Source organism: Marinoscillum sp. HNIBRBA16962, from assembly GCF_057801515.1.
This window is the reverse complement of record NZ_CM173603.1, coordinates 1,994,931-2,009,346: the sequence shown is the minus strand read 5'-3', so window position 1 is coordinate 2,009,346 and position 14,416 is coordinate 1,994,931. Positions and strand designations below refer to the sequence as shown.

Here is a 14,416-nt window from a genome sequence, read left to right as displayed (position 1 = left end):
AATTTATAGGACAAATCATTTATCCCTTTCTTAAAGAACAATTTTAAGGAGAATAACCTTGCCATATTATCATAAAAAAGACGGATCATCACTTTAATTTTCTTTCTTGGATGGTTTTTGCAACTTTACCGCATGGCACAAGAAACGTATATAAAAGCACTGGAAGAAGACAAAAACGGAAACTGGGAGCAGGCTCACAACCTTATTCAGGATTTAAACACACCGGAGGCTGCCTGGATACATGCTTACCTGCACCGAAAAGAAGGTGACAAGTTTAATGCAGGGTATTGGTACAACAGAGCCAATAAACCGGTGTTTGAGGGTTCTTTAGCGGATGAATGGGAGCAGCTATGGGAGCACTTCAGCTCCTGAGATCTTCTCGAAACTAAAGTCCGGATCATGAAGATTTCGGGTCAATATGGTTGGTTTATTCTTTTGCACTGTCCCCAGGATTTTCTCCTCCGGGTTGCTGGCCTCCGGTAATCCCATATTGAATGGCATCTTTTGTTGCTTTACTTTGTGATCCTGTGGTTTCATCAGGATCCAAGATACCCAGCGCAACTGCCCGTTTTTTCCATCGGTTCCTGGCCAGCAACTGCATGTCTTCCACGCTATCAAACTCGTCCATAATCTCGATTCCCAGTACTGTTTCCATCACATCCTCCATAGTCACCAAGCCGGAGACAGTACCATACCGGTCTGTAGCCAGGGCAATGTTTTCTTTGCTCTTGATAAACCTGTCAAGAACCTCCAATACACGCATCTCTTTGTCTACAAGGAGGATAGACCGTCTTATTTCACTGAGTCTCAGGTCATGTTTGTCTTTAGCAAGCATAGTCAGTACCTCGTGTTTATGGACATAGCCGGTAATATCATCCCGGTTTTTCCCATACACAGGAATCCGGGTCACCTTATCAAAGTCTGGCAACTTAAACAGGTCGGTGATTTTCAGGTTTTCCTGTACCATGACCATCACTGTACGAGGAGTCATGATGCCCTCCACACTCACCTGCCGAAACCTCACCATACTTTTTAGCATCCTGGATTCGGTGGAATGAAAAATACCCTCACGCTCACCGATATCTGCCATCGCGGATACTTCTTCGCGGCTAAACGAGCTTTGTTTCCCGTTTTTAGACAGGATACGTGTAATACCCTGGGATAATACAACCAAAGGGTACATTAGCCACATCAGTATTTTCAGGGTTTTTACGGTAAACCCACACAAAGACCTCCAATAGCTGGCACCTATGGTTTTAGGTATGATCTCTGAAAACACTAGAATGAGTAAGGTAAGTACAGCGGATGTCAGGCCCAGGTAAGCATCCCCGAAAATTTTGGCGGCCTGGGCCCCCACTCCTGCAGCACCCACGGTATGAGCTATAGTATTGAAAGACAAAATAGCCGCCAGAGGCTTATCTATGTCCTGTTTTAGGGTATTCAGACTTCTTTGCAATGCCGTCTTTCCTTCTTCTTTTAGCGCTTCTATATAGGACGGGGTGACAGAAAGTAACACCGCTTCCAGGATAGAACACAGAAAGGAAACAAAAATCGCAAGAACTAAATAAGTAATGAGCAACCCCATATTTGCAATTTACGGTTAAACCTTCAAAGGCGGCATTATCTTTAACTTGGAGTCTGGAGAATTGTCTTTTAAAAACCTAAAATAAGCACGGATTGCAGCAATTTGAACCAACACAAAACTGCGACTGATGCAGAATATATATACAAGTCCCTGGTAAACGCTTTCTACCGAAAGCCCGTTGACCTTATCTCCGCTACAGGTCTAATACGGACCTTAAGCTCTCATCGTTGGAGCGGACTATCTTATCTATATCCTTATCAGAAATCGCCGCACATACAAACAGTGTTTCAAACTGGGATGGTGCAAGATAAACTCCCCGCTCCAGCATTTCTTTGAAGTACCTTCCAAACAGCTCTGTATTACAGGATCTTGCTGTCTCAAAGTCTGTCACCTTCTGGTCAGTAAAGAACATGCTGTACATACTTCCAACCTGATTGATCGTATAGTTCAGCCCAAGGATCTCCAGTGTTTCTTTATAGCCTGCAACAATTCGCCTGGTTATGGACTCCAGCTTTCCATATACCTCTGGATGATCATTCAGATACTTCAGAATGGTATATCCGGCAGCCATGGCAACAGGGTTTCCTGAAAGGGTACCAGCCTGGTATACCGGACCTACAGGAGAGACATAATCCATGATTTCAGTTTTTCCTCCGTAGGCCCCTACCGGCAAGCCGCCACCAATAATTTTACCCAATGTCGTCATATCAGGTGTTACGCCATATCGTTCCTGAGCACCACCTTTAGCCAACCGAAAACCAGTCATCACCTCATCAAAGATCAACACAATACCCTCTCTGTCACAAATCGCTCGCAACTCCTCCAGATATCCATTTCGTGGTGCCACACAACCCATGTTTCCAGGCACAGGCTCCAGCATGATAGCAGCTATTTCACCCTTATGCTCTTTTACGAGTTTTTCAATTGCCTCCACATCATTGTATGGAGCTAATAAGGTATCCTTTGCGGTACCTTTCGTCACGCCCGGACTGTTTGGAGTACCCATGGTCATGGCTCCACTCCCCGCAGCTATGAGAAATGCATCACCATGCCCGTGATAGCAGCCTTCTAACTTGATAAACTTGTCTTTGCCGGTATAGCCCCTGGCCACTCGAATTGCAGACATGGTAGCTTCCGTTCCGGAATTTACCATCCGTACCTTTTCAATAGATGGCACCATCTGACAGATCAGCTCCGCTATTAAAACTTCTTTCTCAGCCGGTGCTCCAAACGAAGGTGAGCCCTGAACCGCCTCAATAATGGCCTCCTCTACATCAGGGTTAGCATGCCCCAGGATCATCGGTCCCCATGAGTTGATGAGGTCAATGTAACTATTACCATCCTCATCATGCATATAAGCACCTTCGGCGGACTTAAAAAATATCGGGTCCCCCCCTACTGCCTTGAATGCCCTAACCGGCGAATTGACACCGCCTGGAATAAAATTGTTTGCTCTGCTAAAAAGTGATTTACTTTTCTCAATCTTCATAATTTGATTTATTCACTACCTCAAGTACTGCATCCCTGAACCGGACAATGGGAACTACCTGGTTGTCATTCCCGGATTCGTACCTGAACCCTTCAAAAATCCTGCCTTCTTTAAATCCTCCCCCCTTTGTTCCTTTTTGGAAATACTTTCCGTGCTCATGCATGGCATTACCAACATACCATAGGAGTTCATATCCTCTAAAATGGTTTATGGAAGGATTTGTTTTAAACCTTCGGTGAAAACGAACTTTAAGCTCGTCAACTGTGTACTTATCATAATCAATAAAGTCCGGATGAGCAAGCGCTACCCCCAACCTGCCAAGCTGGTCATATGACAGCATGGTAAAGTCCAGCCAGTCTCCATATCCGTAAAGCCGGATACTGTCTGCTCGGGTTTCTACGGCACTGATCATGTTATTTGCATAAAGGTTACTTCTGGTGGCTCCCATGATATGCCCTATGCTATCCGGACGGATCGTATATTTCTTCTCATAATAAACGATTTCATTCTTTCCTTCATCATAGCTGACAGGCAATGTAAACTTTTGATCAGGTGGGATCAGATCATTATTCTGTTCTCTTTCCATCCTCCTGAACTCATCAGCCCTAATCCTTCTGTTTCGTACAAACCTGCCGGGCAATAATTGGATGGAATCAGCTTCTTCTTCAGTCAGGTATACATCGTACTGGGAACCAAGGGCATCCAGGACCTCCTTGGAATTTTCCCTATTCAATGATTGATACCAAACAACCTCAAAGCCCTCTTCTTCTATCCTTTGCTTATAGGTAGCAGCGAATGCAGAATCTCTCGAATTATCTTCATAGAAGATCATCGCACACCTATTGCTGCTATCTCCCTCCTGTATGGCAAGCTCTGCTACCTTCAGTGCCATGGTCTCATAGCTGGGTCTTGCTAAGTATGACAAAGGATTGCCTCCCACCACCTCGCCATTAGAGGAAATGGGGTTAATTGTATTTATCAGATGTTTCAATGAGAAGGAGTTGACCGCATCATTAGGGCCCGGATACAGTGGCCCTACGATCAGATCCAGGCTCTTTACTTCTTCTCTTTGCAAAATGCGCTCTGTAACTTCCTTACTTTTTTTCGTATCATAAGGCCATAGGTTTATGGGCCTTCCTCTGCCCTTAAGGTCCTCTGCTGCTAAAAGCATCCCCTGGTACATATCCATGACCAAAGCATTTTGCTCCACTACACTGGTATTATCCAGAGACTCAAACAGAAATGGAAGAAGCACACCTACGTCATATTCTTTTTTCCTGATGGTGGGTAACTCTACGGATTCTATCTCCACGACCTCAAAGTCCCACTTATCTATCAACCGGTCAATGGTTTGCGCATCTCGCTCCTCAAAAGGCATTGCATTCATCTTTCTTACCAGGATGCTGGCCAGTTCCCGGTTTTCCTGATTGCGCTCATAGATCTTTTGAACTCTCTCCACTGGCAGTGGCCAGATAAACTTAGAGATCATGGCATTTTCAGCCTCCGCATTGACGGTTTCCTCAGTAAGCTGTGAGGCAAAGGAAAGTCCCTGATGGTAATTGCCTTGTTGAAAATTGACATAGGACAACCAAAACAGTAGCTCCGGCCTTTGATCCCATTGTGGAAAATTGAGGAGAAGCTGCCTCCACATATCCAGCGCTACAGTAGTATCTCCTGAGTGATAAGCGCTCAGGCCAAAATAGTAACCAGCGTATTTTCCAAAAACATCGCTATCTGCCAAAGATCTAAAAGCTGCTTTGGCACTGGTATACTGTTGGGAATTAAAAAGTCGCTTAGCTTCCAGGTATTCCGCCTGGTCATTTTGCGCCAAAGCGGTCATCGAAATGACTAAAAGAGGAATGATTAGGGCTGTTCGTATCAAAATCAGTAGTTTGGTTGAAGGTTTTTTTAACGATTTACTCCCATTCGATCGTAGCGGGTGGTTTACTGCTAATATCATAAACTACCCGGTTAACTCCTTTTACTTTATTGATAATTTTATTTGAAACATTAGCCAGGAACTCATATGGAAGGTGAACCCAATCAGCGGTCATACCATCATGACTGGCTACTGCGCGCAGCGCAACAACCTGCTCGTAAGTTCGCTCATCCCCCATTACCCCCACGGACTGGACAGGCAGTAAAACAGCTCCGGCCTGCCATACTTCGTCATAAAGGCCTTCCTGCTTAAGTCCACCGATAAATATGTCATCTACTTCCTGAAGTATCCTCACTTTTTCCGGTGTAATATCTCCAAGGATCCGGATACCAAGACCCGGACCGGGAAACGGATGCCGCCCCAGAATAAACTGTGGGATCTCCAATGTCTTACCCACATTTCTCACTTCATCCTTAAACAATGTGTTTAATGGTTCCACCACTTTTAAATTCATTTTTTCCGGCAGTCCACCTACATTATGGTGAGACTTAATAGTCACAGAGGGGCCATTTACCGAAACCGATTCAATAACGTCGGGATAGATCGTTCCTTGCCCAAGCCACTTAACATCTTTTATTTTATGAGCCTCCCGGTCAAATACTTCAATAAATACTTTCCCGATCGCTTTTCTTTTGTCCTCCGGATCTGTAAGGCCTTTTAATGCTTTATAAAACTCATTTCGCGAATCCACACCTTTTACATTCAGCCCAAGCCCCTCGTAAGACTTCAACACATCCTGAAATTCGTTCTTCCTTAAAAGACCATTATCCACAAAAATACAATAAAGATTCTTTCCAATAGCCTGATGGATCAAAGTAGCTGCCACAGAAGAGTCAACACCCCCTGAAAGCCCCATGACTACTTTATCGTCACCGAGCTTTTCCTGTAGTTCTCTGACAGTATTTTCTACAAAAATATCGGGTGTCCAGTCTTGTGCAGCTCCGCATATATGTACAACGAAATTACGCAGGAGGGTCTTCCCATCCAGGGTATGAGTTACCTCCGGATGAAACTGAATCCCATAAATGGGCTTATTTTCGATCTTATATGCAGCGACAGGGATACTCTCCGTATTGGCTATAACCTGGAAGTCTTCAGGGAGCTCTGTGATCGTATCACCATGTGACATCCACACCTGGCTACCGATCTCTATCTCTTTCAACAGGTCAAAATGCGCATTGATATGAGCCAGCCTGGCACGACCGTACTCTCTGTGATCAGATGGCGTAACTTTTCCTTCATGCTTATAAGCAAGCAGTTGAGCTCCATAGCATACTCCAAGGATCGGATAATCCTCCAGACTCTTGATGTCAAGATCAGGAGCCCCTTCATCCAGCACCGAGCACGGAGATCCGGACAGGATAATTCCCTTTGTATATTTATCAGGTTTAGGAAAATGATTGAAAGGATGGATTTCACAATAGACATCCAGTTCCCTCACACGGCGCGCGATAAGCTGTGTGTACTGTGAACCAAAATCCAGAATAAGTATTTTATCTGTCATCCCGCAAAATTAGCAGAATCGATCAAACGCTAAATTGATTTTTTAGATCGATTTGAATTATCCTTAATTTTCTCTTGATTAGCCGATTAAAACAAACTAAAAGTCTCCCCATTGGTGGCAAATCGAGGCTTTTTTACATTTTTTTAAGCAAAGCAAGTTTTAATGAAATTTTTATAATGACCCGGGAAGAAAAACGGTTAGCGGAATCAAGAGAAGGCATGACCTGGAAGGAATGGGGACCGTACCTTTCGGAAAGGCAATGGGCAACAGTACGTGAGGACTACACTGAATCCGGCAATGTCTGGGAAAGCATTGTACACGATCAGGCACGCAGTAAATCCTACCGGTGGGGTGAGGACGGTATAGGAGGATTCTCCAACGCTGATCAGCGTATCTGCTTTGCATGGGCTTTTTGGAACGGAAACGATAGTATCCTGAAAGAACGCCTTTTCGGCCTTACAAGCCATGAGGGTAATCACGGGGAAGATGTAAAAGAACTGTATTACTACCTCGACAGCACTCCTACTCACTCCTACATGAAGATGCTATATAAGTATCCCATTCATGAGTTTCCCTATTCCGAGCTGGTGGAGAAAAATAAAAAGCGCTCTAAAAAAGAAAAAGAATTTGAACTTCTTGATACAGGCCTCTTTGACAAGGATGAATACTTTGACATTTTCCTTGAGTATGCTAAAGCAAGCCCTGATGATTTTCTTTTTAAAGCAGAGGTATGCAACCGTAGCGATAAAGACGCGGAAATAACCATTTTACCTACGATATGGTTTAGAAATACCTGGTCTTCCGGGAGGGACAAGGTTAAGCCCCAGCTTTCAGAAAAAGACAATCAAAAGATGTTGGTCGAGCATCACCTGCTTGGCAACTATCACATTTATTTTGATAACCAGATCATTGAGCAGGCATATTGTGACAATACTACCAACAGGGTAAGATTATATGGCTTAGCAAACAAAGAATCCAGTTACCCGAAGGATGCCATCAATGACTACATCACAAGAGGGGAAAAAACTACCAACCCTCAGAAAAAAGGAACAAAGGGAGCTGGTATATTTAAGCTTACCATCCCAGCGGGGGGATGTAAAACAGTAAAAGTCCGCTTTTCTTCCCATGAACAGGAAGAACCATTCAGCAACTTTGATGAAACCTTCGCTGAAAGAAAAGCAGAAGCCGACTCATTTTACAGAGCCAAGCAGGCAAAGATTGCCGATGGGGATTTAAGAAACATTCAGCGTCAGGCATGGGCAGGCATGATGTGGAGTAAACAGTTTTATTACTACAACATCAAAAACTGGCTTCACGGAGATCCCGGAAGGCTCAAGCCGTCAGAAAATAGAAAAGAAGGGAGAAATTCGGACTGGCAACATTTATTTAACCATGATGTTCTTTCCATGCCTGATAAATGGGAATACCCCTGGTACGCAGCATGGGACCTTGCCTTCCACTGTATCCCGATCGCCCGAATTGACCCTGATTTTGCCAAGGAGCAGCTTCTGACTCTCCTTAAAGAACGGTACATTCACCCTAATGGACAGATACCCGCTTATGAGTGGAATTTTAGTGATGTGAACCCACCTGTACATGCCTGGGCAGTATTAAGAGTGTATCAGATAGACCGGCAAATGCAAGGCAAACCTGATTACGATTTCCTGCAGAAAGCTTTTCATAAGCTCACTATCAATTTTACCTGGTGGGTTAACCGAAAAGACCAGGAGGGCAAAAACATTTTTCAGGGTGGATTCCTGGGATTGGACAACATTGGAGTTTTTGACCGAAACCACCCCATCGTGGAAGATGCTCACCTGGAACAGGCGGATAGCACGAGCTGGATGGCCATGTTTTCGCTCAATATGCTTCGAATATCACTGGATTTATCTGAGGAGTACCCCGTGTACCAGGATATGGCCATCAAGTTTTTTGAGCACTTCCTCTACATCTCAGGAGCTATGAACAACATAGGAGACACCAACGTGGATCTATGGGATGATGAGGATAACTTTTACTACGATGTGATGCACACCCCGGACCAGCCAAACCAACGAATGAAGGTTCGGTCTATGGTGGGGTTAATCCCTCTATTTGCCATTGAAATACTAAAAGCAGAAACCTATAATAAGCTTCCGGAATTCAGGGAAAAACTGGAGTTTTTTCTCAAAGAGCGTCCAAGACTGGCCTCCCTCGTGTCCAGGTGGGAAGAACCAGGCCAGGGAGAGCGAAGACTATTGAGTATTTTGAGAGGCTTTAGATTAAAAAAGATCCTGGAAAGAATGCTTGATAAAAATGAGTTTCTTTCTGAATTTGGCATCCGCGCACTATCCAAATACCACTTGAAAAACCCATATAAAATGGAGGTGGAAGATCACAAACTGGAAGTGTCTTACCTGCCGGGTGAATCAGATTCATCCTTCTTCGGAGGTAACTCAAACTGGCGCGGACCTATTTGGTTTCCGGTGAACTATTTGATCCTGGAATCGCTTTTAAAATACTCCTATTATTATGGCGATGATTATAAGGTAGAATTTCCGGTTGGAAGCGGACAGCAACATACGTTGAGGGAAATAACCCGTGAGATCTGTATGCGATTGATCAAAATCTTTAAAAAGGATAAAGATGGCAACAGACCCGTATACGGTGATCTCAAAAAGTTTCAAACCGACCCCCATTTTAAGGACTATATTCTATTTTATGAGTACTTTCACGGCGATAACGGATCCGGGCTTGGAGCTTCTCATCAGACAGGCTGGACCGGGCTTATTGCTGAAATGATCCACCGTTATTTCAACTGAAACAGTGAAAAATAACCTGATAATAATGCCTGAATAAAACCACTCGTTTACATTAGGCCTCTGGAAACAAAGCAGCATTCATGAAAAGCTCATTAGTACTTACACTTTTTTTAACTGGCGTATTTCATTTACCCGCTCAGCCTTCCAAACCCAAACTGGTAGTCGGTATCGTTGTGGATCAAATGCGTAACGATTATTTACAGCGGTTTGAAAGCAGATTCTCCACAGGCGGTTTTAAGCGCATGATGTCTGAAGGGTTTGAGGCTAAAAATACTCACTACAATTACATTCCAACTTACACCGCTCCGGGCCATGCTTCCATTTACACAGGAACCACCCCAAAATACCACGGCATCATCAGCAACAACTGGTATAACAGGGAGCTGGACCGATCGGTCTACTGTGTGGGAGACACTTTAGCAAGTAATGTGGGGGGAAGCGAAATGGCAGGAAAAATATCTCCAAAGAATCTGCAGGTCAACACCATAACGGATGAACTGAAGTTGACCACAAACTTCCGGTCTAAAGTAATAGGAGTATCAATAAAAGACAGAGGCGCTGTTTTACCTGCAGGCCATACTCCGGATGGAGCCTACTGGTATGATTCGCGTACGGGTGAGTTTATAACTTCCAGTTTTTATGCTGATGAGTTGCCAGGTTGGGTAGACAAGTTCAACAAGAAAAAGCTGGTTGATAAGTACAGCAATCAGGTTTGGGAAACGCTTTATCCTATTGATACCTACACACAAAGCACTGCAGATAACTCTCCATATGAAAGAGGCTTTGATGGCAAGGAAACCCCTACCTTTCCCTATGACCTGGAAAAATTAAGACTAAAAAACGATCCTTACGGGCTTATAAGGACTACTCCTTTTGGCAACAGCCTGGTGCTGGACCTGGCCAGAGCTGCGATCGAAGGAGAAGCGCTGGGCCAAAGTGAAAGTATGGACTTCTTAGCTGTCAGCCTTTCTTCCCCTGACTACATAGGCCACAATTTCGCTCCAAACTCCATCGAGCTGGAAGATACCTACCTGCGACTGGATCGGGATATAGAATCATTTCTGAACTACCTGGATGAAAAGATCGGAGAAGGAAATTACCTGGTTTTCCTGACTGCCGATCACGGGGCGGTGGCAAACCCGCAGTTTCTCGCGGATCATAACCTCCCCGGAGGATTCATTGATTACTCGGATGTTGGTCAGAAAATTCAGGAAGGAGTAAATAAACTCTATGGTAAAGGCAACTGGATACTGGATGTTTCCAATGATCAGGTATTTTTAAACAGACCATTGATCAAAGAAACAGGAAAAGACATCAGTGAAGTACAACGAGAAGTGGCTAACCTTATTCTGGAGTTTGATCCTGTCTCCGACGTACTGCTTAGCAGCGACTTAAACAGGTTTGATTATTCGGACCCGCTAAAAAAATTATTGCTAAATGGATATAACCGAAAACTATCCGGGGACATACTTATGCTAATGAAACCAGGATATCTTGGGGGTGATTATGGAAGTAAAGGCACCTCACACGGGTCCGGCTATACTTACGATACGCATGTTCCACTTTTGTTTTATGGTGTGGGTGTAAAAAAAGGACAAACCGTGCGTAAGACCACCATTTGTGATATTGCTCCCACACTCTCAATGCTCCTGAACATATCAGTACCTAATGCTGCCGTAACCGGCGAACCAATAAAAGAACTATTTGAATGAAAGATATCGGATTGATTTTTGACATGGATGGTGTTATTGTGGACAACCACGAATACCATTACATGGCCTGGCAAAAAATTGCTGCGAAACATGGTGTAACCATCGATGAGGAATTTTACAGGGAGAAGATGAACGGAAGGACCTTAAATAAACTCATGAAGGTGGTTTTCAACAGAGATGTACCCCCGAAAGAAGCTCACCAGATCGGATCAGAAAAAGAATCGGTGTATCGCGAACTATACGCCAAACATCGCACTCCCACTCCCGGCCTGATCCAGCTCCTCGAAACAGCTAAAGCAAAGAATGTTCCTATGGTAGTAGGCACCTCTGCTCCAAAAGTCAATGTAGAATTTACCCTGGATGATCTGAATCTGAGAAAATACTTCAAGGGTGTAGTGGATGACAGCATGGTGGTACATGGCAAGCCTGATCCTGAAGTGTACCTCAAGTGTGCTGAAATGATAAACAGAAAACCGGAAAACTGCATTGTCTTTGAAGATGCCGTTTCGGGGATCAAAGCAGGAACAAGTGCAGGTGCCAAAGTAGTGGCACTCGCTACCTCACATACACGGGAAGAGCTCCCGGCAAAATGGATTATTGATAACTTTACCCAGCTGGATTGGGAACAAATAGAGACCATTATCAGTACTAACTAAATGATGCGGCTACTTTTATCATTTCTACTACTTGCACTAAGTCTCACCTCCTCCGGTCAGCAGCTCCGCCTGGCCAAGCTCCAATATGAAGGAGGCGGGGACTGGTATGCTAATAAAACAGCTCTCCCAAATCTGATTGAGTTCTGCAACAAAAACCTGGGCACCAACCTGGCATCCGAAGAGGACATTGTAGCGGTAGGGAGCCCTGACCTGTTTTTGTATCCGTATGTGTACCTCACAGGTCATGGCAATGTGGTTTTCAGTGATCGTCAGGCGGAAAACTTAAGAAATTACCTGACCTCCGGAGGGTTTCTGCATATCGATGATAACTATGGGCTGAATCAGTTCATAAGGCTGGAGATGAAAAAAGTATTCCCGAACCTGGAGTTTGTGGAGCTACCCTTCGACCATCCCATCTACCATCAGAAATATGATTTTTCGGGTGGACTTCCAAAAATCCATGAGCACGACGGAAAACCCGCCCAGGGCTTTGGTCTCTTTTACGAAGGTCGTTTGGTGTGTTTCTACAGTTATGAATCAGACCTTGGCAACGGCTGGGAGGACCAGATCATCTACAATGACCCTGAAGCAGTGAGACAAAAGGCTTTAAAGATGGGCGCAAATATTATCAGCTACGTATTTACGGCCGAAAACTAAAGCTGAAAAAAGGAAAAAGGCCGCACCTTTCGGCGCGACCAACCTACCTGAAAGCCTTCAGGCATTCCATTTATAACCTTCTGCGTCCGTGCGGATAGATCTCTATTCGCTTACTTTCACCATCGATCGTTACTACTGCGATGTTATCACATTCGCCATCGCCAAAATCAATAGTTGCGATTTTATCTCCTACGGTTTTCTGGATCACACCTGCTACAGGAACAATAATCCTGTCAACCCGACATCTTCTGGTGAAAACCAGCTCCTCCAGAATCTGGATTCGATAGGTTTCCCCATCCCTGTTTTCACCATCAGCCTCACCCGTAAGTGTAGCATAGTCATCTAAACGGTCGCTGGTTCGGAACCAGTTTCTGGTATGCTCAGCCTCTCTGGTATAAGCGGTCCCGTCCGGAAATGTAAGTTTTCCGCCCGTAAGCGTCACATCAAATTTCAGAGTGCTTGTGGAGTCAGTGGTATTTTCCAGCTTACGAACTCCTTCTATTTGGACACTATCCACAGAGAAATTCTCAAAAGTGACAATGCGATAAGCTCCGGGCTCATACCTTCTCTGGTTGTATTCGATAATGATCTTACCACTTCGAACTACCCCATTCGGTCCTTCACACCCATCCCCAAAATCAATTGTAACGACTTTGTTGACGGTGTCTTTTTCCACAACTGCACAATTCAGGATCTCATCCCTCCGGTGCCTTCCTTCCGAGGACTCGCTGAGGGTTTCCATACCTGCTTCTGCTATGAGGTCTACATCTTCAAGGCTGGACTCAGCAGCCACCTCTGTATTTACATCGAGTTCTTCCAGTGCAGCATCGCTAAAGGTGTCTTCATCTTGCTGACAAGCGGTGAAAGAAAGTACTACCAGGGCAATTGATAAAAAAGCAAATCTCTTCATGATCTTATTCGTTTTAATTTCTTATTGATTTGCTCCTTGGACAGGATCATCACAAAAAGGTTTAATTCAATTGGTGAAAAAATTAAAAATTCTTACTTTCATTGGTACTTTTTTAAGAAAGATCAGGCAATTTGCCTCCGGCTATGGATTTCAAGATCACTTTTTAACCAAATATTTGACCATGCGGCTATTTTTAGTGCTCACAATTATTCTTAGCGCCCACACCTTGTTAAATGGGCAGGGCTGCAGTGATGCAGGTTTCTGTACCATGGGGGCTATGAAACCCGACCAGGATTACAGCAAAAAAATTGACTTCAAACTACGCTCCGTCGAGCTCAACTACTATCACGGGCAAAGCAACCTAAGCCCTGTTATCACTGTTTATACACTCGATGTGGCTGTGGGAATCAACGACTACAACTCCGTACAGGTGAAAGTACCCTACCAGACGGTAACAGGAAACCTGGGAGAAACACAGGGGTTAGGTGATATCTCCATCAGTGCCTCCCGTACGATCCCCTTAGAAAACAATGCCTCGCTGGGAATTACACTCGGAGCTAAAATTCCTTCCGGCAGGTCAGATCTTGAAAATACAAATACTGAACATGGGCCAGGTGGAGACTTACCTATGTACTATCAGGTGAGCCTCGGAACCTACGATGCTGTGGCAGGAGCTTCATACATTACAGAAAAGTGGCTGTTCGCTACCGGCATTCAAATTCCTCTGATCCATCAAAATGAAAATGACTTCCGGTGGGGTCAGTGGCTGGATTATCCTGATGAAAATTACCTGGAGAATAACAACCTGGCCAATCACCTGAAAAGAGGTACGGATGTGATGCTCAGGGTAGAACGAAATTTCCGTTTTCTAAACTACAATTTCAGCATCGGTCTGCTCCCGATCTACCGTATTACCAAAGACAGAAGATGGAATTTCAATACGGACAATGATGGGATATATGATGAAGCAACGGACGAATTGTTTAAAATAGATAATACAACTGGTTTGGCGCTTTCCGCACTGACAAGTGCAGGCTACCACTTCAACGTCAACAACAGTGTAAAAGCAATTTTTGGATTGAAGTTGGCCGATAGGGAAGTGAATCCCGATGGCCTTACCCGTAAACATGTATTAAGTTTTAGTTACGTTTACCGGTTTTAGT

The 14,416-nt window shown here is 44.3% G+C and carries 11 protein-coding genes; 6 read left to right on the top strand and 5 right to left on the bottom strand.

Annotated features, from left to right (window positions below):
- The first annotated feature begins 132 nt into the window (after positions 1-132).
- Positions 133-372 (top strand): hypothetical protein, encoded by a 240-nt coding sequence (locus tag AC3E9V_RS08575; RefSeq protein ID WP_488752777.1) that lies wholly within the window; start codon positions 133-135, stop codon positions 370-372.
- Between the two features lie 55 nt (positions 373-427).
- Here AC3E9V_RS08575 and AC3E9V_RS08570 read toward each other — a convergent pair whose 3' ends face one another.
- The 4 genes from AC3E9V_RS08570 to guaA all read right to left on the bottom strand — a co-directional run bounded on the left by AC3E9V_RS08570 (position 428) and on the right by guaA (position 6,517).
- The gene (locus AC3E9V_RS08570; protein ID WP_488752776.1) at positions 428-1,585 is read right to left on the bottom strand and encodes a CNNM domain-containing protein; all 1,158 of its coding nucleotides are present in this window, start codon (positions 1,583-1,585) and stop codon (positions 428-430) included.
- A gap of 193 nt (positions 1,586-1,778) precedes the next feature.
- Positions 1,779-3,074 carry a glutamate-1-semialdehyde 2,1-aminomutase gene (hemL, locus tag AC3E9V_RS08565; RefSeq protein WP_488752775.1) on the bottom strand — a complete coding sequence of 432 codons (1,296 nt, stop codon included), beginning with the start codon at positions 3,072-3,074 and terminating at the stop codon, positions 1,779-1,781.
- Positions 3,064-4,956, bottom strand: a complete 1,893-nt coding sequence (locus tag AC3E9V_RS08560; RefSeq protein WP_488752774.1) for a hypothetical protein — start codon at positions 4,954-4,956, stop codon at positions 3,064-3,066. Before AC3E9V_RS08560 ends, hemL begins: the two co-directional genes overlap by 11 nt.
- A 34-nt stretch (positions 4,957-4,990) precedes the next feature.
- Positions 4,991-6,517 (bottom strand): glutamine-hydrolyzing GMP synthase, encoded by a 1,527-nt coding sequence (gene guaA, locus AC3E9V_RS08555; protein ID WP_488752773.1) that lies wholly within the window; start codon positions 6,515-6,517, stop codon positions 4,991-4,993.
- A gap of 176 nt (positions 6,518-6,693) precedes the next feature.
- On the opposite strand from guaA, the gene AC3E9V_RS08550 reads away from it, so the two are divergent.
- The 4 genes from AC3E9V_RS08550 to AC3E9V_RS08535 all read left to right on the top strand — a co-directional run bounded on the left by AC3E9V_RS08550 (position 6,694) and on the right by AC3E9V_RS08535 (position 12,343).
- On the top strand, positions 6,694-9,318 hold the full coding sequence (locus AC3E9V_RS08550; protein ID WP_488752772.1) for an MGH1-like glycoside hydrolase domain-containing protein: 2,625 nt from the start codon (positions 6,694-6,696) through the stop codon (positions 9,316-9,318).
- An 80-nt stretch (positions 9,319-9,398) separates the two neighbouring features.
- Entirely contained in the window at positions 9,399-11,030 is a 1,632-nt protein-coding gene (gene pafA / locus AC3E9V_RS08545) for an alkaline phosphatase PafA (RefSeq protein ID WP_488752771.1), read from the top strand.
- Positions 11,027-11,686, top strand: coding sequence for an HAD family hydrolase (locus AC3E9V_RS08540; protein WP_488752770.1), 660 nt, complete (start codon positions 11,027-11,029; stop codon positions 11,684-11,686). The genes pafA and AC3E9V_RS08540 overlap by 4 nt, the downstream gene beginning before the upstream one ends.
- Positions 11,687-12,343 (top strand): DUF4159 domain-containing protein, encoded by a 657-nt coding sequence (locus AC3E9V_RS08535; RefSeq protein WP_488752769.1) that lies wholly within the window; start codon positions 11,687-11,689, stop codon positions 12,341-12,343.
- A 70-nt stretch (positions 12,344-12,413) separates the two neighbouring features.
- Here the strand turns inward: AC3E9V_RS08535 and AC3E9V_RS08530 are convergent, their stop codons facing one another.
- Positions 12,414-13,253: a hypothetical protein gene (locus AC3E9V_RS08530; RefSeq protein WP_488752768.1), complete on the bottom strand. Its 840-nt coding sequence runs from the start codon at positions 13,251-13,253 to the stop codon at positions 12,414-12,416.
- A gap of 73 nt (positions 13,254-13,326) precedes the next feature.
- Here AC3E9V_RS08530 and AC3E9V_RS08525 point away from each other — a divergent pair, with 73 nt between their 5' ends.
- On the top strand, positions 13,327-14,415 hold the full coding sequence (locus AC3E9V_RS08525) for a hypothetical protein (protein WP_488752767.1): 1,089 nt from the start codon (positions 13,327-13,329) through the stop codon (positions 14,413-14,415).
- The last annotated feature ends 1 nt before the right edge of the window (position 14,416 follow it).